The 22,749-nt window shown below is 59.1% G+C and carries 21 protein-coding genes; 10 read left to right on the forward strand and 11 right to left on the reverse strand.

Going from position 1 to position 22,749, the window contains the following annotated elements; translation table 11 throughout:
* Positions 1-368: 368 nt before the first annotated feature.
* Positions 369-1,793, reverse strand: a complete 1,425-nt coding sequence (locus HU731_RS24005; protein ID WP_186606014.1) for an SH3 domain-containing protein — start codon at positions 1,791-1,793, stop codon at positions 369-371.
* Between the two features lie 534 nt (positions 1,794-2,327).
* Here HU731_RS24005 and HU731_RS24010 point away from each other — a divergent pair.
* On the forward strand, positions 2,328-2,693 hold the full coding sequence (locus HU731_RS24010) for a DUF6124 family protein (RefSeq protein WP_186606016.1): 366 nt from the start codon (positions 2,328-2,330) through the stop codon (positions 2,691-2,693).
* Positions 2,694-2,838: 145 nt separating this feature from the next.
* Positions 2,839-3,063, forward strand: coding sequence for a hypothetical protein (locus HU731_RS24015; RefSeq protein WP_186606018.1), 225 nt, complete (start codon positions 2,839-2,841; stop codon positions 3,061-3,063).
* 187 nt (positions 3,064-3,250) lie between these two features.
* Here HU731_RS24015 and HU731_RS24020 read toward each other — a convergent pair whose 3' ends face one another.
* On the reverse strand, positions 3,251-4,438 hold the full coding sequence (locus HU731_RS24020) for an MFS transporter (protein WP_014717589.1): 1,188 nt from the start codon (positions 4,436-4,438) through the stop codon (positions 3,251-3,253).
* A 482-nt stretch (positions 4,439-4,920) separates the two neighbouring features.
* Here HU731_RS24020 and mqo point away from each other — a divergent pair, with 482 nt between their 5' ends.
* Entirely contained in the window at positions 4,921-6,567 is a 1,647-nt protein-coding gene (mqo, locus tag HU731_RS24025; RefSeq protein ID WP_034135222.1) for a malate dehydrogenase (quinone), read from the forward strand.
* A gap of 63 nt (positions 6,568-6,630) precedes the next feature.
* On the opposite strand, the gene HU731_RS24030 is transcribed toward mqo, so the two are convergent.
* Positions 6,631-7,467 carry a LysR family transcriptional regulator gene (locus HU731_RS24030; protein ID WP_186606027.1) on the reverse strand — a complete coding sequence of 279 codons (837 nt, stop codon included), beginning with the start codon at positions 7,465-7,467 and terminating at the stop codon, positions 6,631-6,633.
* Positions 7,468-7,564: 97 nt separating this feature from the next.
* Here HU731_RS24030 and HU731_RS24035 point away from each other — a divergent pair, with 97 nt between their 5' ends.
* The gene (locus HU731_RS24035; RefSeq protein ID WP_186606029.1) at positions 7,565-8,464 is read left to right on the forward strand and encodes a DMT family transporter; all 900 of its coding nucleotides are present in this window, start codon (positions 7,565-7,567) and stop codon (positions 8,462-8,464) included.
* Positions 8,465-8,594: 130 nt separating this feature from the next.
* Positions 8,595-8,924 (forward strand): YXWGXW repeat-containing protein, encoded by a 330-nt coding sequence (locus tag HU731_RS24040; RefSeq protein ID WP_047710347.1) that lies wholly within the window; start codon positions 8,595-8,597, stop codon positions 8,922-8,924.
* Between the two features lie 136 nt (positions 8,925-9,060).
* Here the strand turns inward: HU731_RS24040 and HU731_RS24045 are convergent, their stop codons facing one another.
* The 4 genes from HU731_RS24045 to HU731_RS24060 all read right to left on the reverse strand — a co-directional run bounded on the left by HU731_RS24045 (position 9,061) and on the right by HU731_RS24060 (position 12,229).
* Positions 9,061-9,456, reverse strand: coding sequence for a type II toxin-antitoxin system VapC family toxin (locus tag HU731_RS24045; protein ID WP_032892813.1), 396 nt, complete (start codon positions 9,454-9,456; stop codon positions 9,061-9,063).
* Positions 9,453-9,710, reverse strand: coding sequence for an AbrB/MazE/SpoVT family DNA-binding domain-containing protein (locus HU731_RS24050; RefSeq protein ID WP_186606031.1), 258 nt, complete (start codon positions 9,708-9,710; stop codon positions 9,453-9,455). The genes HU731_RS24045 and HU731_RS24050 overlap by 4 nt, the downstream gene beginning before the upstream one ends.
* A gap of 172 nt (positions 9,711-9,882) precedes the next feature.
* Positions 9,883-11,256 (reverse strand): nucleotide 5'-monophosphate nucleosidase PpnN, encoded by a 1,374-nt coding sequence (ppnN, locus tag HU731_RS24055; protein ID WP_032892811.1) that lies wholly within the window; start codon positions 11,254-11,256, stop codon positions 9,883-9,885.
* Positions 11,257-11,404: 148 nt separating this feature from the next.
* Entirely contained in the window at positions 11,405-12,229 is an 825-nt protein-coding gene (locus HU731_RS24060; protein ID WP_186606033.1) for an aspartyl/asparaginyl beta-hydroxylase domain-containing protein, read from the reverse strand.
* A 276-nt stretch (positions 12,230-12,505) separates the two neighbouring features.
* Here HU731_RS24060 and fabV point away from each other — a divergent pair, with 276 nt between their 5' ends.
* Entirely contained in the window at positions 12,506-13,699 is a 1,194-nt protein-coding gene (gene fabV / locus HU731_RS24065) for an enoyl-ACP reductase FabV (RefSeq protein ID WP_186606035.1), read from the forward strand.
* Positions 13,700-13,923: 224 nt separating this feature from the next.
* Positions 13,924-14,547: an HAD family hydrolase gene (locus HU731_RS24070; protein ID WP_186606037.1), complete on the forward strand. Its 624-nt coding sequence runs from the start codon at positions 13,924-13,926 to the stop codon at positions 14,545-14,547.
* Here HU731_RS24070 and HU731_RS24075 read toward each other — a convergent pair.
* Complete coding sequence (locus tag HU731_RS24075) at positions 14,544-15,449, reverse strand: LysR family transcriptional regulator (RefSeq protein ID WP_186606039.1); 906 nt, start codon at positions 15,447-15,449, stop codon at positions 14,544-14,546. The genes HU731_RS24070 and HU731_RS24075 overlap by 4 nt on opposite strands.
* Positions 15,450-15,551: 102 nt before the next feature.
* On the opposite strand from HU731_RS24075, the gene HU731_RS24080 reads away from it, so the two are divergent.
* Positions 15,552-16,721 carry an aspartate aminotransferase family protein gene (locus HU731_RS24080; RefSeq protein WP_186606041.1) on the forward strand — a complete coding sequence of 390 codons (1,170 nt, stop codon included), beginning with the start codon at positions 15,552-15,554 and terminating at the stop codon, positions 16,719-16,721.
* A gap of 123 nt (positions 16,722-16,844) precedes the next feature.
* Here the strand turns inward: HU731_RS24080 and punR are convergent, their stop codons facing one another.
* Positions 16,845-17,759, reverse strand: coding sequence for a DNA-binding transcriptional activator PunR (gene punR / locus HU731_RS24085; protein WP_153475133.1), 915 nt, complete (start codon positions 17,757-17,759; stop codon positions 16,845-16,847).
* Positions 17,760-17,881: 122 nt separating this feature from the next.
* Here punR and punC point away from each other — a divergent pair, with 122 nt between their 5' ends.
* A complete protein-coding gene (punC, locus tag HU731_RS24090) occupies positions 17,882-19,066 on the forward strand; it encodes a purine nucleoside transporter PunC (protein WP_186606043.1) in 1,185 nt (394 codons plus the stop codon).
* 123 nt (positions 19,067-19,189) lie between these two features.
* Here the strand turns inward: punC and HU731_RS24095 are convergent, their stop codons facing one another.
* Entirely contained in the window at positions 19,190-20,023 is an 834-nt protein-coding gene (locus HU731_RS24095; protein WP_186606045.1) for a nucleoside-binding protein, read from the reverse strand.
* A gap of 157 nt (positions 20,024-20,180) precedes the next feature.
* Here HU731_RS24095 and HU731_RS24100 point away from each other — a divergent pair, with 157 nt between their 5' ends.
* Positions 20,181-21,683, forward strand: coding sequence for a nucleobase:cation symporter-2 family protein (locus HU731_RS24100; protein ID WP_186606046.1), 1,503 nt, complete (start codon positions 20,181-20,183; stop codon positions 21,681-21,683).
* A gap of 114 nt (positions 21,684-21,797) precedes the next feature.
* On the opposite strand, the gene HU731_RS24105 is transcribed toward HU731_RS24100, so the two are convergent.
* Complete coding sequence (locus HU731_RS24105) at positions 21,798-22,730, reverse strand: proline iminopeptidase-family hydrolase (RefSeq protein ID WP_186606048.1); 933 nt, start codon at positions 22,728-22,730, stop codon at positions 21,798-21,800.
* Positions 22,731-22,749 lie beyond the last annotated feature (19 nt).

Genomic DNA, 22,749 nt, shown 5'->3' on the forward strand with positions numbered 1-22,749 from the left:
GTGGTGGGTCCAGATTGATACAGAATAGATGGGATAAAAACCTCATTACGCTATGAGCAAAACTTGCCTGGTAGAGAAGTATACCATCCAGCGTCGGCTCAATCTCAAGGGCAAGCATAGGGCAAAATGGGGCAAACCATACGCCAATCTATGCCATACAATGCCCATTATGCATTTATGCAACCTGCCTTGAGCGGGCGTCACAGCCAGTAACCACGGGCTTATCCCCCTAAATCCCCCACATACTCCTCCACAGTTGGGGTGTGCGACGCGAGTTCTTGATTGAGATCCATGCGATCAAACGTGATTAGCTGTGGGTAGATACATTTCAATGCCAGATATATCTCTGCCACCTTCATAGATACGGATTAAGGTGTCAGTCTTCGTACATATTTGCGAGAAATCCAACCTTCAACTCCCCCCTGCCCCACAACAGATACGTGCAACCAAACACGATTTTCGTCTCCGATTACTTCTAGTATTGCTCCGTCGGATAAAAAAATAGGTATGGTTTCGGCGTTAATTCGAGGCTCTGTTCGTAAGTTTACGGAATCTCCCCTTACAAACCTATGATTTTTCAGCACGTCTAACGGAATTTCGCATGCAGCGCTCCGTATTGCCTTACCTAATTGTCCCGAGGTCATTCCTGGTATGATTTTTGGTTGTAGAAAACATAATTCCTCACGAACGCCGTTTTGTAATGCTAGGTAGCTTAATACCAGCCAAATAAACCAAGGTATGAACCATTTTGCGGGTGTGGTGAAATTTAACGTCCCACCTGATGAACTTGCTTTTGATAATTCGGATTCGATAGCCACTTGAAGTGCAGCTACTTTACTTTTTGTGACTCCATCTTCCGCCGCGTCAGTGAGCTTTGAGAGGATTGAGGTAATGGAGTCGGCTAAGTTTTCGTCAAGAGTGAAAGGTCTGGCAGCCGAAGTGACCGTTCTGAGGAAGCTTTCGTCCGAAAGATTATTCCACTTGAAATTTTGTGATTCAGGCAATGAACTAATAGCTGCTAAGGACGCGCCCAGCGATACCATTGCAGGGAAGGACTTCATTAACATCTGGATATTGCTGAAGTCTATCGTAGGTGACATGACAGCAGCTCGCATAGCTTTGAAGTCGAGTGCCGGTTTCATGGCTGCTCGTATAACTTCATAGTCTAAAGCAGGAGTCATAACAGCAGCTCGCATAGCTTTGAAGTCGAGTGCGGGCTTCATTGCTGATCGCATGGCATCAGAGTCCCAAGCGGGTGTCAGGACAGCTGCTTGCATGGCTTTGAAATCGAGCGCAGGCTTCATTGCTGCTCGTATGGTATCAGGATCCCAAGCGGGCGTTATGAGCGCTTGTACGGCCTTGAAGTCGAGTGCAGGTTTCATGGCTGCTCGTATGACATCAGAATCCCAAGCGGGCGTCATGACAGCTGCTTTCATGGCTTTGAAGTCAAGTGCAGGCTTCATTGCTGCTCGTATGACTTCAGAATTCCAAGCGGGATTTATGACCGCTTGTATGGCCTTGAAATTGAGTGCAGGTTTCAAGGCTGCCCGTATCGTATCAAAATCGGGATTTATGACCGAGGCTCGAATTGCATCAAAGTGCAATGTCGGCTGGTGGGGTTCTTCTGAAGCATCAGAGTCCAAAATTGGATTGATAGTGGCTGCTTGAATGCTATCCAAGTCGAGCTTTAGCTCGTCAGCTGGTTCTAGCTCATCCGACCCCGGTTTGCGCTCAACAGTGTCTTGTATGCTTTTGCGTCTTTCGTCCTTGGGCGGCTGGGAGTTGTCGTCCATTCGCTTGAATTTCCACTGATTGGATTGATGTCATCAAATATTAGCGTCTGGAGGACTGAAGGTAATCGACTTTTTACAACCCTCCAATGCTTTTGACTGCTCGTCGCTTAGAAATTGCTACAAAAGTCAGGGTTGGCTTGGAATTAACCAAGAGGGAAAGGGGGCGCGGTAATTAATGCATCCAATCCATCATCGGGACGACTTACCGAATGTGGAGTGATTTCCGGAACAGGTTAAATCGTCTAGGAAATTTCCCACGCTTTTCTCGGCTTGCCCCTAAGACCACCCCTAGCTAACCTCCTCAAGCCGCTGCCAACCCAGCGGTCGGATGTGGAAGTCCGTACCAAGCTAAGACGCAATCGTCACAAACACCTACCGGCGTTTTTTTACGTCTGTATCATGTGTTTCGGCGGCTGTGCGCGGGGCACTTCGGTGCGCCGGGTCCTTAGCCCTGGTCTTCCACACCTGCGTACAGCTGCCACCTCTCATGTGGAAGTGAGACTGGTAGTTCCTGAATAGTTAAGGAGCTTCGCCATGTACAAGGTCACACCTAATCCGCCTTATGCTTCAAATGCTGCATCTTCTGATCCCAAGCTTCAAGCCGCAGCCCAGCGCGCAATCAATCATCACTTGCCCCCATCCGACGATGCTGCCCCCACCGAGCGCCCAAGCGACAGCCTATTCCTCGTCAACCCAACCATCGACCCCGAAACCCTCCTGGCCAACGCCGCCGAAAACCTCGCATCCGCCAACGAAATGGCCGCCACCTTGGCGTTCGATCTCGACGACTCCCAGCGCGCTATCGCCCTGGGCATTCAGCAGTTAATCGAGTTGAGCTCGCTGCTTGTTGATCGAGCCCAGGAGCAGGTTGCGCCTGTAGCCGCCTCAGTCAAAGCCTGACAACCAACCCTGCCGCCTTACCCAAGGCGGCAACCTGAACTCATGCTGTCCCCCAGCAAAGTTTCATAATTCCCTGCGTCGTTGAGGTCTAGGATTCCCTGCAAGAGAGGACCCCAGCGCCTCCAGCCCACAGGGAACTGAAACCATGATCTCGAACCTCGTCAAAGTCGTGATGATCACCGGCACGTTGTTGTTAAGCGCTTGTTCATCTTCATCGAGCGTGACCAACAGCGACCCGTGCTTTTCAGGCGTGTGCCAGGCATTTGGCGACCATAGCCCCCCCAACAATGCTGCGAAGATGAGTTTTGGTGGCAGTGGGCTGGGGAGTAGTTATGGGGAGTATGGTTCGGGGCTGTTGCATGATGATTGATGGGGTGGGGGGCAGGCACTAATACCTGTCAGTTAAGCATCATCGCGTTCTGTAGGAGCGAGCTTGCTCGCGAAAAACGTCAACGATAACGCGGGTTTCCTGAAGAAATGCGGCGTCTGTGAGTTTTTCGCGAGCAAGCTCGCTCCTACAGCTGGAAGCCCCACCTACAGTTTGATCCAGTAGGGCGTTAGTGGCCGCCTTTCATCCGCCGGGCGATCAGGTAGAGGCCCAGGCCGACCAGGGCTGTTGCGGCGCCGATGTAGCCGGTGCTGGTCCAGCCCAGGCCGGCAGTGATGGCCATGCCGCCGAACCACGGGCCCAGCGCATTCGCCAGGTTAAACGCCGCATGGTTTGACGCTGCCGCCAAGCTTGGCGCTTCGTGGGCAATGTCCATCAAGCGAATCTGCAACGGCGCTGCCAACGCGACCATGGTGCCCACCAACCCCATGCTCAGCAGCACGCCCCACAGCGAAGACGCAGCGAAAGGGAAGAACAACAACACCGCCATCGACCACACCAATATCAAGCCCACTGCCCGAAACTGCATGCGGTCAAACAACTTGCCACCGGCAATGTTGCCGATGATGCCGCCCACGCCAAAGGCGGCGAGGCCGAAGGGAATCCACTGGGGCGAGACTTTGGTCACTTCCAGCATGGTCGGCGCCAGGTAGCTGAATACGCAGAACATCCCGGCAAAGCCAATCGCGCCGATGGACAGGGCCATCCATACCTGGGGTTTGGTGAAGGCACGCAGTTCTTTGCGCGGGTCGCTGCGTTGTTCGTCGTGGCGGTGGGGCACGAATTGCCAGACCAGGGCGATGGTGAGCAGGGCGATCACGCTGACCAGGGCAAACGCCGAGCGCCAGCCCAGGTGTTGGCCGAGGAAGGTGGCGATGGGGTTGCCCAGCAGCATGGCCAGGGTGAGGCCCATCATCACGCGGGCCACGGCACCGGCGCGTTTGTCGGTGGGTACCATGCTGGAGGCGACCACGGCGGCGATGCCGAAGTACGCGCCGTGGGGCAGGCCGCTGATAAAGCGGAAGGCCACCAGCGAGCCGAAGGTGGGGGTGAAGGCGGTGGCGAAGTTGCCCAGGGCGTACAGGCCCATCAGCAACAGCAGCATGTGCTTGCGCAGCAGCTTGGCGCCGAGGATGGCCAGCAGCGGGGCGCCGACCATCACGCCCAGGGCGTAGGCGCTGATGGCGTGGCCCACCTGGGGTTCGCTCAGGCCCAGGTTCTGGGCGATGTCGGGCATCAGGCCCATGATGGCGAATTCGCCGGTGCCGATCGCGAAGGCGCCCACGGCCATGGCCGCTTCCATTTTGGCGGCGCTGCGCGCGGGCAGTACGTGCCCGGGTGTTTGCTGGATAGTCATGGGTAACTCTGTGTGGAGGGTGTGCACGAAGGACAGTCGCCGATGCTACGCAAGCCGCGACGAAGGTGTCTAGAACCGCCATTTTCGGCAGAGTTCCACGCCTGTGACCGCAGGTCGCGGCTGCCAGGCTTGACAGGGGCGCATTAAAACCCGCGATTTAGGCCTGTCAATTGGCCAAACGGCGCATAAACGCTGTTTAGCGTGATATTCTGCGCGCCGTCTTGGGCTAGTCTTTCCCTGGTGCGTACACCCGTATACGTCCCAGCGGTTGGCTGTCGCCCAGGTAGCTGAAGCCAATAATGATAAGAAGTCAGCGCAGAAGGGACATAACAGTGAGGTCGATCCATCGGCCTTGTGTGCCCACCCTGCAGCCTTTATGTGACTGTGCAGACCCCGCGGTACGTTGCCTGACGTAGCGTGAACGAGGGTTACTCATGATCGGGGGCGGTAGGGCGGATGGCGTTTTATCATAGGTGCTACTGATGTTTAAAAAAGTAAACACTGCCCTGCTGGGGCTGGCTTTGTCGATGGGGATCACGTCCGTTCACGCGGAAGAGGCAAAGAAAGTCGATGTGCTGCTGATCGGCGGCGGCATCATGAGTGCAACCCTGGGTGTCTGGCTTAATGAGCTGGAACCGGACTGGTCGATGGAGATGGTCGAGCGCCTCGATGGCGTGGCCGAAGAAAGCTCCAATGGCTGGAACAACGCCGGTACCGGTCACTCGGCCCTGGCTGAGCTGAACTACACCCCGGAAGACAAGAACGGCAACGTTGAGATCCCTAAAGCGGTCGAGATCAACGAAGCGTTCCAGATCTCCCGTCAGTTCTGGTCCTGGCAGGTTCAGCAGGGCGTGTTGAAGAACCCGCGTTCGTTCATCAACTCCACTCCGCACATGAGCTTTGTGTGGGGCGATGACAACATCAAGTTCCTGAAAAAACGCTACGAAGCCCTGAAGGCCAGCCCGCTGTTCGCTGGCATGCAGTACTCCGAAGACCCGGCGCAAATCGCCAAGTGGGTTCCGCTGATGATGGAAGGGCGTGATCCCAACCAGAAAATCGCGGCCACCTGGAGCCCGATCGGTACCGACGTGAACTTCGGCGAGATCACCCGCCAGTTCGTCGCTCACCTGCAAACCACGCCGAAGTTTGACCTGAAGCTGTCGAGCGAAGTGCAGGACATCACCAAGAACGCCGACGGTTCGTGGCGCGTGAGCTACAAAAACCTCAAAGACGGCACCAAGACTGAAACCGACGCCAAGTTCGTGTTCATCGGCGCCGGCGGCGGTGCCCTGCACCTGCTGCAGAAGTCGGGCATTCCTGAAGGCAAGGAATACGCAGGCTTCCCAGTCGGTGGTTCGTTCCTAGTGACCGAGAACCCGACCATCGCCGAGCAGCACCTGGCCAAGGCCTACGGTAAGGCTTCGGTAGGTTCGCCACCGATGTCGGTTCCGCACCTGGACACCCGTGTGCTGGATGGCAAGCGCGTGATTCTGTTTGGCCCATTCGCGACCTTCTCGACCAAGTTCCTGAAGGAAGGCTCGTACCTGGACCTGCTGACCAGCACCACCACCCACAACATCTGGCCCATGACTAAAGTCGGTATTCGTGAATACCCGCTGGTCGAGTACCTCGCCGGCCAACTGATGCTGTCCGATGACGACCGCTTCAAGGCGCTGCAAGAGTACTTCCCGAACGCCAAGCAATCGGACTGGCGCCTGTGGCAAGCCGGCCAGCGTGTGCAGATCATCAAGCGTGACGAAGAGCAAGGCGGCGTGCTGAAGCTGGGTACCGAAGTGGTCAGCTCTGCCGACAACACCATCGCCGGCCTGCTGGGTGCATCGCCAGGCGCGTCCACCGCGGCTCCGATCATGCTGACCGTGCTGCAAAAGGTGTTCAAGGACAAGGTAGCCAGCCCGGCCTGGCAGGAAAAACTGCACCAGATCGTGCCAAGCTACGGCACCAAGCTGAACGACAGCCCTGAAGCAGTTGCCAAGGAATGGGCCTACACCGCCGGTATCCTGCAACTGACCCCGCCACCTGCGATCCCGCAGCTGGCTGCTCCACAGGCCACCGAGGCTGCCAAGCCTGCGGCTGAGCCAAGCAAGCCGGTTTCTGACCTGGCGCTGTAAGCCACACCCACAAAAAAGCCCGCTGAACCGGTGACGGTCAGCGGGCTTTTTTGTGTGCGGTGTTCAGACCTTGAACTGCCGGATTTGCTCATGCAGATGCAACGCCAGTGCATTGGCGGTATCGCACATCAGGTACAGATGCTGGGCTGGCAGGGGTGGCAGCGCTGTCATGTGTATCAGCCCTTCGTCCATGCGGCTTTCCTCCATCAGGCCCACGGCCACGCCGCTGCGCACGCATGCCTCTACCGCCGATGAGTTGGGGCTTTCCAGCAGTACGCGATGGTAAACCCCGTGATCTTTCAGCGCCTGTAACGCTGCCGCTCGATAAGGGCAACCCGCGATGGGCACGGTAACGGGCAATGGCATATTCGGAGGCGAGCTGAAACCCTCGGCCGCCACCCACAGCGGTTGCACGGGCCCCAGGCGTTCACCTTGGGCGAGGGGCAGTGGGCTGACGGTGAGCGTGAGGTCCAACTGGTTGGCGATGAACAAACCCAGCAATTGCCCGCTGGTGCGCGCTTCGATTTCCAGCTCCAGCAGGGGGTTCTCAGCGATCAGTCGCGGCACACACTCCTGTATGAAGGCGGGCGCATAGGTGTCTGGCACACCCAGGCGGATTTTGCCTTGCATGCGCTGGGGCATCAGTGAGATCAGCAAGCGGTCATGGCTTTTAAGAAACTCGGTGGTTTCACCCAGCAGTTTCTGGCCATACAGGGTCAATTCCACGCCCTGGTTGCTGCGGCTGAACAGGCGCTGGCCGACCTGATCCTCCAGCTTCTGGATCTGCGTGGTCACGGTGGAGGCGCTGCGGTGCACATGCTCGGCCGCCTCGTTGAAGCGCCGAAAGCGTGCTACCGCATGGAAGGTGCGCAACAGTTCGATGTTCAGTTGTTTAGCCATGATTCTATTTTTTCGGATTGGTTGTTTCAGTTATTCAAATATACAGAATCACGCACGGCCCTTAGCCTTTAAGTCGATGGCAGCGACGGGAGGTTATATGAAGCGATCTACCTTGGGGTTGGGGCTGTTGCAGGCGCTGTTCGTGCTGTCTTGGAGTTCAGGCTTTATCGGCGCCAAGCTGGGGACTCAGGGTGGTGATGCGTTCAACCTGTTGTTCTGGCGTTTTCTGTTGGTGTCGCTGTGCCTGGCGCTGTTTTTGAATCGGCGGTTGCTGGCGGTTTCCTGGCAGCAGGTCCGGCATCACGCGGTCGTTGGTTTCCTGTCGCAATTTCTCTATTTGAGCTGCGTTTACGTGGCGATCCAGAACGGCCTGCCGCCCGGCATCGCGGCGATCATTGCGGCGTTGCAGCCGTTGATGACGGCGGCGCTGTCGACGGGCATGGCTTCTGAACGCAGCGGGGGCTGGCAGTGGTTGGGGTTGATGATTGGCTTTGTGGGGGTGTCGATCGTTATCGCCGGGCAATACGGTGCTGGCGCAGGCGGTGTTAGCTTGGTCATGTACCTGCTGCCACTGGTGTCGGCGTTGGGGCTGACCCTTGCGACTTTGTATGAGCGCCGCTCGGTACCTACCCAGGACAGTGGCTTGGTGTTGCCGCTGTTTATCCAGTCGCTGTTGACCTTGATAGGTTTTACCGCGGCCGTGATCTACACCGATACCCTGAGTATTCCCCATGACACCAACGTACTGATCTCGATTGTGTGGCTGACGGTGTTCTCCACCTTCCTCGCCTATTTGAGCCTGTGGATGCTGCTGCGGGTGATGACCGCGACCCATGTGGCTGCATTGGTGTATCTGGAGCCGCCGGTCACCCTGGTGTGGGCCGCGTTGATGTTTGGCGATGTGATCCATGCGTCCACCTATGCCGGCATTGCCGTGGTGGTGGCGGGGCTGGTGCTGGTGCGCTTGAAGCGACCGACTGTCGCCTGTACTTCCTGAGGCTTGCAGGTTCAGCAACCCGACAGACACCGCCTGTTAAAAAGTACCCAGGGCCAAGCAGGAGCGCGGCTGAAACAACGGGGGATTTTTACCAGTGCAAGTGTTGGGCGTTCGCGCCCGAGGGTTTTGTATGTTGCTACGTTATGCAGCATTGGCCGCCATGGTGGTGGCGGCGTCCGGGTGTGTACAAGAGCGTGTGGTGCATGAGCGCAGGCCGGTGCAACGTGAGTATGTTGAGGTGGTGGCGCCGCAGCCGCCACCGGTGCAAGTGATCGAAGTCGAACCGGCGGTACGCGAGGGTTATATCTGGTCACGCGGTTACTGGCGTTGGGAAGGCGGGCGTTACGTAGCGGTGCACGGCCATTGGGAGCCGGTGCGCCAGGGTTATCGTTATGTACACCCGCACTGGGTGCAGCGTAACGATGGCTACCATTGGCAGGTCGGTGGCTGGATACGCTGACCAAACCTCCTCACCCTTTCCTCTGTAGGAGCGAGCTTGCTCGCGAAAAACGTCAACGGTTACGCGGGCGCTCAGGTTGCACGCGGTGCCTGTGAGTTTTTCGCGAGCAAGCTCGCTCCTACGCAAACAAAGCGGGCTAGCCGAGCCGTTTCATCCCCGCCGCCTTGGCCGCGTTCAGATCAAAGGTGGCGGTGTACTCGCACCCCGCCGCATGGCCGCAGCGTTCAACCAGGCAGTCGGCAAAGTCGGCTTTGCCTGCGGTGAACTTGCGCAGTGCCTGCCAGATGATATCGGCGTGCTCGACGGTCAGCTCCCGCGTGTGCAACAAGGTTTCCAGCACCATTACCACGTCGCTTTTGGCCGACTGGTAGCAGGACTGCAACACCCACACTAACTCCGTAAGGGTCACCAGGCTGACAAAGCCTGGCGAGGCGGCGGTGAGCGATTCGATCAGTTGCGACGCCTTGGCGGATTGAACCGGGTCGTCCTGGGTCACGTAACGCACCAGCACGTTGGTATCCAGGCCGATCATCCAGCTGTTGCTCCCTGGGCCGCGATGGCGCGGTTCATGTCTTCGATAGACACGGCATGGGCGGGCTTGCGGATCAAACCCTTGAGGTCCCTGACGGTTTTGCTCGCGGCAATCATGGAAAACTTGCCGTCTTCCATTTCGACGAATTCCACCCGGTCGCCTGTTTCCAGGCCCAGGGCCGTCCTGACCTGGACAGGGATGGTGATTTGCCCTTTTGAAGTGAGTGTGGCAGTGGCCATAGTGAAGATCTCCATCGTGATACTCCTTACCTTAGGGTAAGGAATGACAGAGGACAATATCCGTTGGTCCATAGGTCGCTCGCTGAGGTGGGTGAGTCGGAGTAGTGAAACCCTAGTCCGAACACTCGCACCTCACACGCCGGGACATGCCCCAAACAGATACAAACTATGACCGACCGCCGCTAGCTCATTGCACCACGCGGTAGCACGGTACATACGCCGCGCCGCCTGGCAACTTCATGCGGTGCTGGGCCACGAAGGCCTTCAGCAGCTCATCCAGCGGTTTCATGATGGCCGGGTCACCGTGAATCTCATACGGGCCGTTTTCTTCGATCAGGCGAATACCTTTGTCCTTGACGTTACCCGCCACGATCCCGGAGAACGCCCGGCGCAGGTTGGCCGCCAGTTCATGGGCGGGCAGCGCGTGGTTGAGTTGCAGGCTGGCCATGTTTTCGTGGGTGGGGTCGAACGGGCGCTGGAAGCCTTCGTCGATCTTCAGCAGCCAGTTGAAATGGAATGCGTCGTTACGCTCGCGGCGGAACTGCTTCACCGCCTTGAGGCCGGTGGTCATCTGGCGGGCCACTTCAGCCGGGTCGTCGATGATGATCTGGTAATGCTTCTGCGCCGCTTCGCCCAGGGTGGCGCCGACGAACGCGTGCAATTGTTCCAGGTAAGGCGCGGCATGTTTGGGCCCGGTGAGCACCACCGGGAACGGCAGGTCGCGGTTGTCCGGGTGCATGAGGATGCCCAGCAGGTACAGGAACTCCTCGGCCGTGCCAGCGCCGCCGGGGAAGATGATGATGCCGTGGCCGACACGCACGAAGGCTTCCAGGCGTTTTTCGATGTCCGGCAAAATCACCAGCTCGTTGACGATGGGGTTCGGCGCTTCGGCGGCGATGATGCCTGGCTCGGTCAAGCCCAGGTAACGGCCATTGGTGATGCGTTGCTTGGCGTGGGAAATGGTCGCGCCCTTCATCGGGCCTTTCATCACGCCGGGGCCGCAACCGGTGCACACGTCGAGGCTGCGCAGGCCCAGTTCGTGCCCGACTTTTTTGGTGTATTTGTATTCTTCGGTGTTGATCGAATGGCCGCCCCAGCACACCACGATCTTCGGCTCCACACCTGGGCGCAGCGTACGGGCGTTGCGCAGCAGGTGGAACACGTAGTCGGTGATGCCTTGGGAGTTGCTCAGGTCGATACGCTGGCTGTCCAGCTCGTTCTCGGTGTAGACGATGTCGCGCAGGGCGCTGAACAGCATTTCGCGGGTGCTGGCGATCATTTCGCCATCGACGAACGCATCGGCCGGGGCGTTGAGCAGTTCCAGGCGTACGCCACGGTCCTGCTGGTGAATACGCACTTCAAAGTCTTTGTAGGCGTCGAGGATGGTCTTGGCGTTGTCGATATGCGCGCCGGTGTTGAGAATCGCCAGGGCGCATTGGCGGAACAGGGTGTAGATGCTGCCGGTACCGGCTTCGCTCAGTTGCTGCACTTCACGTTGGGACAGGGTTTCGAGGCTGCCCTTGGGGCTGACGGAGGCGTTGATGACTTGACGTTGGGGCATTCTGATTCCTTGAAAGCACAGCCACCGCGCCCGCTTGAGGGCGATGGCTTGAGAAAGGTGAGCGCCAATTAAGGTCGCACGAGACGGTTATTTACCTCAGGCGCAAGGCCCAGCGCAAATGCCGTCCAACACCATCATGCCGCAGAACTTACTGAATCAGCTTCCAGTTTTTGTAGAAAACCCGACGCAGGGTAAAGACCAGGCCGGCAAACCCTGCGATCACGGCGTTGAGCACCGAGGGCAGCAAGGTCGGGCGCACAATATCAATGAACAGGCAGTAGCGTTTGGCGTCGTTTTTGTTGAAGGACGCGTGCATCAGCGTGTCATCGAAGATAAACAGCGGGTCGTCGTGCCAGTAGTGCTTGTGCTTGCCCACCTGGATATACACGCCCTCATGGTGCGGCGCCGGTGCCATGTTGTAGAGCACACGGAACATCATGCGCAGGGGGCCGAAGTGGAAAGATGTCGAGCGGTTTTCGTTGAACACCGAGACGCCGATGGTTTTCACGAACGGCAGTTTCTTGCGCAGTTGCGGGATATCCAGGGTGGTTTCGATCGGGCGACCGTACCACTGGAAAAACAACATGCCGCGTTTCTTCTCGGCCATGCGCTCGTCCAGGTAGCTGATGATTTCATCCTTGCGGGCCATGGCGTCGTCGATCACCTGTTGCAGGTCTTCGCGCCAGGCCGGTGGCAGGTCGCTTATGGTGTAGACATGCCGGTTGCGGCTGCTGAGCAGGTCGAGCAGGGTATTGAACGGTGCCAGCACCCAGGTATTACGGCCGTTGCCGATAAAATACTTCTTGAGGGTGTCGCGGTCGTACAGGCCGTTACGCAGGAAGTCGTAAATACCGCAGCCCACCACCAACAACAGAAACACCAGGCAGGTGTGTGGAAAACACTCCATCAATACCAGCACGGCAAGTACCCAGGCCAGGGAAACCAGCTTTTTTCCAACAGCACTTTTGCTCATGAAATGCGGCTCCGAAACAGAAACATATTGAAACAATATCGTCATCATAGGGGTTTCTGGAGCCCGCAGGCGTTTTTAAATAGGGTGAAATTGTGAAGCCGCTGCACAATTTGTAACCGTTGCCGTGCAGGCTCCGACGTTTTGTGGATTGAATTTTGAGAACAGAAGATTTGCGACTATCGTGACGCTTCGGTTTTTCAGGCGTCATAGACCGGTACGATTGAAGTTGAATGGCCACTATTGGCCTTCGGCACCTTGGAAGAGGCAGAAATTTTTATGATCATCAAACCGCGGGTTCGTGGCTTTATCTGTGTGACCGCTCACCCTGTTGGCTGTGAAGCGAACGTCAAAGAGCAGATCGACTACGTAACCAAAAACGGCGTCATCGAAGGCGGCCCTAAAAAGGTACTGGTCCTCGGTGCCTCCACCGGCTACGGCCTGGCCGCGCGCATCAGTGCTGCGTTTGGCTGCGGCGCCGACACCCTGGGCGTGTTTTTTGAGAAAGAAGGCGAAGAAGGCAAACTGAGCTCCGCCGGCTGGTACAACAGCGCGGCGTTCGAGAAGTTTGCCGTGGAAAAAGGCCTGTACGCCAAGAGCATCAACGGCGACGCGTTCTCCGACGAGATCAAGCGCCTGACCATCGAGACCATCAAGAAAGACCTGGGCAAGATCGACCTGGTGGTCTACAGCCTGGCCGCGCCACGCCGTACCGACCCGCAAGGCGTGGTGCATAACTCCACCCTCAAGCCAATCGGCAAGGCCGTGACCCTGCGCGGGATCAACACCGACAAGGGCATAGTGGTCGACACCACGCTTGAGCCTGCGACCCAGGAAGAAATCGACGGTACCGTGAAGGTCATGGGCGGCGAAGACTGGCAGCTGTGGATCGACGCCCTGCGTGACGCCGATGTATTGGCCGAAGGCGCCAAGACCACCGCGTTCACCTACCTGGGTGAGAAGCTGACCCAGGACATCTACTGGAACGGCTCCATCGGCGAAGCCAAGAAAGACCTGGACAAGAAAGTTTTGACCCTGCGCGAAAACCTCGCTGCGCTCAAGGGCGACGCCCGCGTGTCGGTGCTCAAGGCCGTGGTCACCCAGGCCAGTTCGGCGATCCCGATCATGCCGCTGTACCTGTCGCTGTTGTTCAAGGTGATGAAAGAGCAGGGCACCCACGAAGGCTGCATCGAGCAGGTCTACGGCCTGTTCAAGGACAGCCTGTACGGCAGCGAGCCGAAGCTCGACGCCGATGGTCGCCTGCGTGCCGACCTGGCCGAGCTGGAGCCGAAGGTCCAGGACGCGGTGGCCGCGCTGTGGAACCAGGTGACCGACGACAACGTCAACGAGATCAGCGATTTTGCCGGTTACAAGGCTGAATTCCTGCGCTTGTTTGGCTTTGAAGTCGACGGCGTGGATTACGACGCGGATGTGAACCCGACCGTCAAAATCAACGGCCTGATCCAGGCTTAAAACCATCGCCTTCTTGTAGGAGCGAGCTTGCTCGCGAAAAACGTCAACGATACCGCGTGCTTGCTGAATGAACGCGGCGCCTTTGAGTTTTTCGCGAGCAAGCTCGCTCCTACACTGACTTGCGCCGCGTTTTTTTCAGACACTTCTTACGCCCCGGCGCGCGCCTCCCTCTTGTAGATCTGTCAGACTCCAGCTGCTATCAAGCCACGCTAACGGAGGATCTGATGACGATTCGTGCAGTAGTTTTTGATTTCGGCGGTGTCCTGTTCGACTGGAGCCCGCAGCACCTGTACCGCAAGCTGATTGCCGACGACGTCGAGCGCCAGTGGTTCCTCGACACCATCTGCACGCAAGACTGGAACACCGAGCAAGATGCCGGTCGCTCCCTGGCCGAAGCCACCCGCACCCTGGTTGCCCAATACCCCGAGCACAAGGCCCTGATCCAGGCTTATTACGAGTGCTGGCCCGAAATGCTGCGGGCTGAGTTACCCGAGGGCGTGGCGATTCTCGAAGCGTTGCACCAGGTTGAGATGCCGCTGTTCGGGCTCACCAACTGGTCGGCTGAAACCTTCCCTTACGCCCTGGCCAACTACCCGTTCCTGACGCGCTTTCGCGACATCTTGGTGTCTGGCGAGGTGAAGCTGATCAAGCCTGACCCGGCGATTTACCACGCCAGCCTCGGTCAGGTGCGGGCGCACCTGCCGGATATCCAGGCCAGTGAAGTGGTGTTTATCGACGACGTCGCCGGCAACATCGAGGCCGCCATCGCGTTGGGTTGGCAGGGTATTCACCACGTATCGGCCGAGCGCACCGCCACGCGTTTGCGTGAGTTGGGCGTGGCGTTCTAGCGCGCCCATTTCTCCATCACAAAGTCGACGAACGCCCGCAGCTTGGGCAGGCGGTAGCGGTCCTGGCGATACATCAGGTGCATGGGGCGGCTGGGCAGTTTATAGGCGGTCAGCAAGGCCACCAGCTTGCCGCTCGCAAGGTCCGGTTGCACCAGGGCATCGGCCAACATGCTGATGCCCATGCCGTTGATGGCGGCCTGGCGCAAGCCCTGGGAGCTGTTGATGGTCAATGAGCCAGACACCGGCACCTGCACCTCACCTTCATCGCCAGTCATGCGCCAGAGTTTATCGGTGTCGCGCCAGTTGTCGTTTGCGGGGTAGGCAAATGCCAGGCAGTCATGCTGCTGCAGGTCGGCCGGGGTTTGCGGTGTGCCGCGTCGCGCCAGGTAGGCAGGGGAGGCGCAAAGGGTGAGGGTGTAGGCTTGCAGGGGCCGGGCGATCAGGCTGGAGCTTTCCAGTTCGCCGAGACGGATCGCCACGTCAAAACCGCTGTCGACCAGGTCCATGCGCTCATTGCTCATCACCACGTACAGGTCGATAAGGGGGTAGCGCTGGGCGAACTCACTCAAGGCCGGCACCAGGCGTTCGGTGCCGAACACCGGCGGCGCGGTAATGCGCAGGCTGCCTTTGGGGGTTTCGCTGTGGGCCTGCTCGGCCAGTAGCTCGGAGTCGGCCACCAGTCCCAACACTTCCAGGCAGCGCTGATAATACTGCCCGCCAAATTCGGTGAGGTTCTGTTTGCGCGTAGTGCGTTTGAGCAAGCTGACGCCAAGCCGTTGTTCCAGCGCCCGCAGGTGGTTGCCGACCATGGTGGTCGAGATCCCGCATTCTTGCGCGGCGGCGGTCATGCTGCCGGTTTCGACGACTTTCACGTACACCGACATTGCCTGGAACAAATCCATTATCAAGCCCTGGTTTAAAGTTATTGCAGCAATTCTGCGTTTATCCAGTGAGGGTGGTTAACCATACTTGATCCACCTCAACGATGCACTGGAGCCGCCACCATGACCGCCGCCTGCCTGATGAGCACTTATCAACCCCTAGCCCTGAGCTTCACCCGCGGCCTGGGTACGCGCCTGTGGGACCAGCAGGGCCGCGAATACCTGGACGCTGTGGCCGGCGTGGCGGTGACCAATGTCGGCCATTCCCACCCCAGGTTAGTGGCCGCCATCAGCGAACAGGCCGGCTTGCTGCTGCACACCTCCAACCTCTACAGCATCGACTGGCAGCAACAATTGGCCCGGCGCCTGGCCCAACTGTCCGGGCTGGACCGCGCGTTCTTCAACAATTCCGGCGCCGAAGCCAACGAGACGGCGCTGAAGCTGGCGCGGTTGCACGGCTGGAAAAAAGGCATCGAACAGCCGTTGGTGATCGTGATGGAGAACGCCTTCCACGGCCGCACACTGGGCACCATGGCCGCCAGCGACGGGCCCTCGGTGCGCCTGGGGTTCCAGCGCCTGCCTGGCGATTTCATCAAGGTTGGCTTTGGCGACATGGCGGCTCTGGAGGCGCTCACCGCACAGTTCGGCACGCGCATTGCGGCGGTGTTGCTTGAACCGATCCAGGGTGAGAGTGGTGTGTTGGTGGCGCCGTCGGGTTACCTCAAAGCCCTGCGCGAGCACTGCACGCGCCACGGCTGGCTGATGATGCTTGACGAAATCCAGACCGGCATCGGGCGCACCGGCACCTGGTTTGCCTTCCAGCACGAATGCATCGTGCCGGACGTGATGACCCTGGCCAAAGGCCTAGGCAATGGCGTGCCCATCGGCGCCTGCCTGGCCCGCGCCGCCGTCGCGCAGCTGTTCACCCCAGGCAGCCATGGCAGCACCTTTGGCGGCAATCCGCTGGCGTGTCGCGTCGGGTGTACGGTGCTGGAGATTATTCAGGAGCAAGGCTTGCTGGAAAACGCCGCGCGCCAGGGCGAACACTTGCTGGCGCGGTTGCGCATGGAGTTGGCGGAGCATCCGCAAGTGCGGGCGATTCGTGGCAAGGGCTTGATGATCGGCATTGAGCTGACCAGCCCTTACCGCGACCTGGCCCAACGGGCGGCGCAAGAGCATGGGCTGTTGATCAACGTCACGCGGGGCAAGATCATTCGCCTGTTGCCGCCGCTGACGTTGCAAGGCAAGGAAGTAGAAATGATCGTGCGAGCCATCACCCGCCTCCTGGATTGAAAAAGTGTGGGAGGGGGCCAGCCCTACCTGTAGGAGCGAGCTTGCTCGCGAAAGACCCACAGCCGCCGCGCTTATTCAGGAAACGCGCGTTATCGTTGGCGTTTTTCGCGAGCAAGCTCGCTCCTACAATGACGGGCCATTCAGCCATTCCTGGTTCATGGTCTCCGTATCGCCCAAGTACTCCAACAACCACGCCATGGCAGGCGACAGCTTGTTCTGCGCCCACGCCACACACGACGGGCTGGCTGGAAATGGCCGGCTCAACTGCAGCGCCACCAACTCCCCGCGCTCCACCCACGGCAACACCTGATGGGCCGGCGCCATGCCCACACACAGCCCATCGCGCAGGCAATCCAGGGCCGACGCCCAGTTGGGCACCACCAGGCGGCGCTGGTTATCCAGGGTCCAGGTGTCGCGCTTGGGCAGGTTGCGTGAGGTGTCGGTCATGCACAGCGAGGCAAAGGGGCGCAGTTGGTCATCACTGAGCAAACCTTGCACCGCCGCCAGTGGGTGCCGGGCGCTGACCACGCACAGCCAGTTCAACAGGCCCATGTCGCGGAAGCTGAAGTGGCTGGCCACCGGTACCGCGCTGGTGGCGCCGATCACGATGTCGGTGCGTTCATCCGCCAGCGCATCCCAAACGCCGTTGTACACCTCGTATTCGAGCAGCAATTCCACTTCGGGAAACTGCCGATAAAAGTCGAGTACCAACTGTCGGCAGCGCTGGGGTTTGACGATGGAGTCCACGGCCACCTTCAACTGGCCACTCCAGCCATTGGCCACCTGTTGGCACAGGCGCCGGGTGCCGAGCATTTTTTTCATCACACCGCGGGCTTCGTCGATGAATAAACGCCCGGCGGGGGTCAGTTCCACGTCGCGATGCCGGCGCACAAACAACGGCACGGCCAACCATTCTTCAAGCTGACGCACGGTGTAGCTGATGGCCGAGGGGACGCGGTGCAGTTCCTGGGCAGCGGCGCTGAAGCTGCCGTGACGGGCGACGGCGTCGACCACATCCAGGGAATATTCTGACCACATGTGATCTGCCTTCAAAATTATTGATAAGAGTGTCCAATTATTATCGCTTCACACAGATATTGTCAGCTTCATAATGGGCGCCAGTCAGCAAATAGTTTGATGGCAGTATTTACAAGGCTTCGATGAAAAATTCTTTTGGTTTTACCTGGTATCTGGCGGGGCTGAGCATGCTCGGTTATCTGGCCATGGACATGTACTTGCCCGCGTTTGGCGCCATGGGCGAGCAGTTGAACATTGGTGCTGGCGCGGTGGGCGCCAGCTTGAGTATTTTCCTCGCAGGCTTTGCAGTGGGGCAGTTGCTGTGGGGGCCGCTCTCGGACCGCCTGGGGCGTAAGCCCATCCTGCTCGCAGGCCTGAGCCTGTTTGTGCTCGGTTGCCTGGGCATGTTCTGGGTCGAGACCGCGCCGCAGCTGCTGGCCCTGCGCTTTATGCAGGCGATTGGCGTATGTGCCGCCGCCGTAAGCTGGCAGGCCTTGGTGATTGACCGCTACCCGGCCGACAAGGCCCACCGCGTCTTCGCCAGCATCATGCCGTTGATGTCGCTGTCGCCGGCCCTGGCACCGCTGTTGGGCGCCATGGTGCTGAATCACTTTGGCTGGCAGGCGATCTTCGGCGTGTTGCTGGTGGTGTCGTTGTTGCTGCTGGTGCCGACCTTGTTCCTGCGCAACATGCCCAAGCGTCTGGAGCACAAGGGCAGCCCGGTGCGCCTGGGCTATGGGCAATTGCTTACCTCGCGGGTGTTTACCGGCAATGTAATGATCTTCGCCGCCTGTTCGGCCAGCTTCTTCGCATGGCTGACGGCCTCGCCGTTCATCCTCGGTGGCATGGGCTACAGCCCGAACGACATCGGCCTCAGCTACGTACTGCCGACCCTGGCGTTTCTCGTCGGCGGCTACAGTTGCCGCAGCGCCTTGCAGCGCCTGCCGGGTAAAACCCTGCTGCCGTGGTTGCTGGTCGCCTACTGCTTGAGCATGGTGGCGTTGTACCTGGTGGCCACCTTGAGCGTGCCGACCCTGACCACCTTGTTGATCCCGTTCTGCCTGATGGCGCTGTGCAACGGCGCCAGCTACCCGATTGTGGTGGCGAATGCGCTGATGCCCTTTGCGGAAAACTCCGGCAAGGCGGCGGCCCTGCAAAACACCCTGCAGTTGGGCCTGTGCTTCCTGGCCAGTCTGTTGGTGTCGTCGATGATCGAGCAGCCGCTGTTGATCACGGTGATTGTGATGCTGGCGACGGCGCCGCTGGCGGTGTTGGGGTATTGGCTGGCACGGCCGAAGGGCAATGCTTCCGAACTGGCCAACGCTTGAGCTGACAAGACGATCAAACTGTAGGAGCGAGCTTGCTCGCGAAAAACGTCAACGATAACGCGGGCTTCCTGAATGAACGTGGCGTCTGTGAGTTTTTCGCGAGCAAGCTCGCTCCTACAAAAGTTAGAACGTGACTTCCATGTTCAGCGTAGGCGTTGAGGTGCGACTGCCACGCCCACCGTCCACGCCGAACTTGTTATGCCAGTACTCATAGCCCACTCCTAAATACAGGTTCGGCTTGACGCTTTTACCCGGCCGTACCGCCACCATCAGCGCCGTACGCATCAGCGCTTCCGGTGCGGTATCGCGGCCATGGTAGTCCTCGCCTTTCTCCCCGACGTAGTTAATGAACCCCTGAAATTTCGCCGCATGGTTGCCCACCTCGAACGGTCGCATCCACGTCAGGTTGAGCATGTAGGTAGCGTCGAACGTATGGTTCGACTCCTGCGCGCCGGGGATGCCGGTGTGGTTCTTCTCTTTGTAGTACATCAGGCTCAGGTCCAGCACGCCGACGGTGCCCCACTTCAACGTGGGCCCAATCACCAGGGCGCGCTTCTTGGCGGAGGCGAAGTTGTTGTTGCGGTTGGCGTCGAAGCCCAGGGTCAGCGCGTAATCCTTGATCAGCCCGGTGCCTTGCGGCACGTCGAACACGCGTGAGGCATACAACTGATGCCGGTACACGGCGTACACCTCGCTGCCACCGTGGTCGGTGCCCTTGCGCGGGTCGCTGCTGTCGGACAGGAACACATCGAGGTTGAGGAAATTGCTGCCGTAACGGTAGCCGCTGGCGTGGGTAAAGCTGTAGATGCGCTTGCTGAAGTCGTCGGGGTTGTTCGGGTTGGTGAAGTGCTGCCCATAGCGAAACCCGACGCTGTTGTTCATCCATTCCACCGCGACAGCCTCCCCGCCGCCCAGAAGGGTTAATGCGACGGTGGCGCCCTGTAGTGCCTTTTTCATTCTTTTTGTCCTTTGGCGTTCTGGCTCGTGACGGCCGGATTGTTTTTGTAACGCCGTTGGAGGGTATCTTGTTCGATTGATTGTATACAACTCTATGGACATACAGTCTTAATATTGCATACAGTGAGCGCACAACAAAAACAGAGAACCTCTCACCATGACTATCCCGAAGGCGTCACCGCAGCGGCCCGAAGATGAAAATCTGGGCGTCGCCGCCAACATGGCTTACGGCCTGCAGCATGTGCTCACCATGTATGGCGGCATCGTCGCCGTGCCGTTGATCGTCGGCCAGGCAGCCGGGTTGTCGCCGGCGGATATCGGCCTGCTGATCGCTGCATCGCTGTTTGCCGGTGGCCTGGCCACGCTGTTGCAAACCCTGGGCCTGCCGTTCTTCGGCTGTCAGTTGCCGCTGGTGCAGGGCGTGTCGTTCGCGGGTGTGGCGACCATGGTGGCGATTGTCGGCAGCGACGGTGCCGGTGGCGTGCCAGCGATTCTCGGCGCGGTGATGGCCGCGTCCTTTATCGGCTTGCTGATCACCCCGGTGTTCTCACGGATCACCAAGTTTTTCCCGCCGCTGGTGACGGGCATTGTGATTACCACCATTGGCCTGACCCTGATGCCCGTGGCGGCACGCTGGGCCATGGGCGGCAACAGCCGGGCGGCGGATTTTGGCAGCATGTCCAATGTCGGCCTGGCCGCGCTGACCCTGGTGCTGGTGCTGCTGCTGAGCAAGATCGGCAGCGCAACCATCTCTCGCCTGTCGATCCTGCTGGCCATGGTGATCGGCACGGTGATCGCGGTGCTGCTCGGCATGGCGGACTTCTCCGGTGTGATGCAAGGCCCGATGTTCGGTTTCCCCACGCCCTTTCACTTCGGTATGCCCACCTTCCATGTGGCGGCGATTATTTCCATGTGCATCGTGGTGATGGTGACGCTGGTGGAAACCTCGGCGGACATCCTGGCGGTGGGCGAGATCATCGACACCAAGGTCGACTCCAAGCGCCTGGGCAACGGCCTGCGTGCCGACATGCTGTCGAGCATGTTCGCGCCGATCTTCGGTTCGTTTACCCAGAGCGCGTTCGCCCAGAACGTCGGCCTGGTGGCGGTGACCGGGGTCAAGAGCCGGTTTGTGGTGGCCACCGGCGGGGTGTTCCTGGTGGTGCTTGGCCTGTTGCCATTTATGGGCCGGGTGATCGCGGCGGTGCCCACCTCTGTGTTGGGCGGCGCCGGGATTGTGTTGTTCGGCACGGTGGCGGCCAGTGGTATTCGCACGCTGTCCAAAGTGGATTATCGCAACAACATGAACCTGATCATCGTTGCCACGTCCATCGGCTTCGGCATGATCCCTATCGCCGCGCCAAGCTTCTACGATCAGTTTCCAAGCTGGTTCGCGACCATCTTCCACTCGGGCATCAGCTCGTCGGCGATCATGGCGATTCTGCTGAACCTGGCGTTCAACCACTTCACCGCCGGCAACTCGGACCAGCAGTCAGTGTTCGTGGCAGGGACTGAGCGCAGCTTGTGCTTTCGCGACGTGGCCGCGTTGCGCGACGGCGATTACTACCGGGGAGGGAAGTTGTTTGATGCAGAGGGCAAGGAAATTCCTCTGGTAGCGGATACCTCAAAGAAAGCCGCAAAACCCGAAACCACTGAGGTTTAAACAGGTAGGAGCGAGCTTGCTCGCGAAAAACGTCAACGATGACGCGTGCTTCCTGAATAAACACGGCGTCGATGAGTTTTTCGCGAGCAAGCTCGCTCCTACAGAGGGCGGATTTCAGCCGGCCTTGAGGGCTTTGTGCGGCAACGAACACGCCTCATCCAGAAACTTCACCACCGTCCCCATGCACGCCTGGCGTTCTTCCACATGGGGCATGTGGCTGGAGTCTTCAAACAGTGCCCAGCGCACGTTCTCTATCTCATCCAGGAACGGCTTGACCACCAACGGTGTGGCTTCGTCGTGCCGGCCGGAAATCACCAGGGTTGGCACCTTGATCGCTGACAGGCGGCCAATCACGTTCCAGTCCTTCAAGCTGCCGATCACGTGGAATTCGGTCGGGCCGCTCATGGCGTGGTACACCGTCGGGTCGGCATCCACCTGGGCGAAGGTGCGTGCCACTTCTTCGGGCCATGGGTTGACCCGGCACACGTGCTGGTCATAGAAAACCCGCGAGGCCGCCAGGTATTGTGGGTCTTGGTAGGTGCCGGCCTGCTCGTGCTTGAGCAGGGTTTCGTGCACGCCTTCAGGCAACAGCTTGCGCAGGCGGTTGGCTTCGCTGACCCAGGTGCGCATGCAGGTGGGCGAGTTGGCAGGGATAAACGCGCGCAAGCCCTTAGGTTGCAAGATCGCGTGTTCGCTGCCGAGCATGCCGCCCCAGGATTGCCCGAGGATCGCGTAGTTCTCGCTGATTTGCAGGTGGTCCAGCAGGTTGTTCAACTCGTCGAGGAACAGGCCGATGGTCCAGAACGACGGGTCTTTTTCCGGCAAGTGCGTGGAGCGGCCGTTGCCCAACTGGTCGTAGTGGATGACCGCGTGGCCGCTGGCGGCGACGTCCTTGAAGGCGTCGACGTAATCGTGGGTGCAGCCCGGGCCGCCATGGATGATCACCAAGGGCGTCCGGCCTGTGGTCAGGTCGCCCGTGACGCGATACCAGGTCTGATAGGCGCCAAAGGGCGCGTAGCCTTCGCGAACTTTTTCGATGAATTCCATTTCGTACCCTGCTCTGAAA

The sequence above is a fragment of the Pseudomonas salmasensis genome, assembly GCF_014268375.2.
In the GTDB taxonomy this organism is placed as follows: domain Bacteria; phylum Pseudomonadota; class Gammaproteobacteria; order Pseudomonadales; family Pseudomonadaceae; genus Aquipseudomonas; species Aquipseudomonas salmasensis.

Coding starts and splice junctions, on each gene's coding strand:
- HU731_RS24005 (WP_186606014.1), bottom strand. CDS start 1,793: ATGGACGACAACTCCCAGCCGCCCAAGGACGAAAGACGCAAAAGCATA.
- HU731_RS24010 (WP_186606016.1), top strand. CDS start 2,328: ATGTACAAGGTCACACCTAATCCGCCTTATGCTTCAAATGCTGCATCT.
- HU731_RS24015 (WP_186606018.1), top strand. CDS start 2,839: ATGATCTCGAACCTCGTCAAAGTCGTGATGATCACCGGCACGTTGTTG.
- HU731_RS24020 (WP_014717589.1), bottom strand. CDS start 4,438: ATGACTATCCAGCAAACACCCGGGCACGTACTGCCCGCGCGCAGCGCC.
- mqo (WP_034135222.1), top strand. CDS start 4,921: ATGTTTAAAAAAGTAAACACTGCCCTGCTGGGGCTGGCTTTGTCGATG.
- HU731_RS24030 (WP_186606027.1), bottom strand. CDS start 7,467: ATGGCTAAACAACTGAACATCGAACTGTTGCGCACCTTCCATGCGGTA.
- HU731_RS24035 (WP_186606029.1), top strand. CDS start 7,565: ATGAAGCGATCTACCTTGGGGTTGGGGCTGTTGCAGGCGCTGTTCGTG.
- HU731_RS24040 (WP_047710347.1), top strand. CDS start 8,595: ATGTTGCTACGTTATGCAGCATTGGCCGCCATGGTGGTGGCGGCGTCC.
- HU731_RS24045 (WP_032892813.1), bottom strand. CDS start 9,456: ATGATCGGCCTGGATACCAACGTGCTGGTGCGTTACGTGACCCAGGAC.
- HU731_RS24050 (WP_186606031.1), bottom strand. CDS start 9,710: ATGGAGATCTTCACTATGGCCACTGCCACACTCACTTCAAAAGGGCAA.
- ppnN (WP_032892811.1), bottom strand. CDS start 11,256: ATGCCCCAACGTCAAGTCATCAACGCCTCCGTCAGCCCCAAGGGCAGC.
- HU731_RS24060 (WP_186606033.1), bottom strand. CDS start 12,229: ATGAGCAAAAGTGCTGTTGGAAAAAAGCTGGTTTCCCTGGCCTGGGTA.
- fabV (WP_186606035.1), top strand. CDS start 12,506: ATGATCATCAAACCGCGGGTTCGTGGCTTTATCTGTGTGACCGCTCAC.
- HU731_RS24070 (WP_186606037.1), top strand. CDS start 13,924: ATGACGATTCGTGCAGTAGTTTTTGATTTCGGCGGTGTCCTGTTCGAC.
- HU731_RS24075 (WP_186606039.1), bottom strand. CDS start 15,449: ATGGATTTGTTCCAGGCAATGTCGGTGTACGTGAAAGTCGTCGAAACC.
- HU731_RS24080 (WP_186606041.1), top strand. CDS start 15,552: ATGACCGCCGCCTGCCTGATGAGCACTTATCAACCCCTAGCCCTGAGC.
- punR (WP_153475133.1), bottom strand. CDS start 17,759: ATGTGGTCAGAATATTCCCTGGATGTGGTCGACGCCGTCGCCCGTCAC.
- punC (WP_186606043.1), top strand. CDS start 17,882: ATGAAAAATTCTTTTGGTTTTACCTGGTATCTGGCGGGGCTGAGCATG.
- HU731_RS24095 (WP_186606045.1), bottom strand. CDS start 20,023: ATGAAAAAGGCACTACAGGGCGCCACCGTCGCATTAACCCTTCTGGGC.
- HU731_RS24100 (WP_186606046.1), top strand. CDS start 20,181: ATGACTATCCCGAAGGCGTCACCGCAGCGGCCCGAAGATGAAAATCTG.
- HU731_RS24105 (WP_186606048.1), bottom strand. CDS start 22,730: ATGGAATTCATCGAAAAAGTTCGCGAAGGCTACGCGCCCTTTGGCGCC.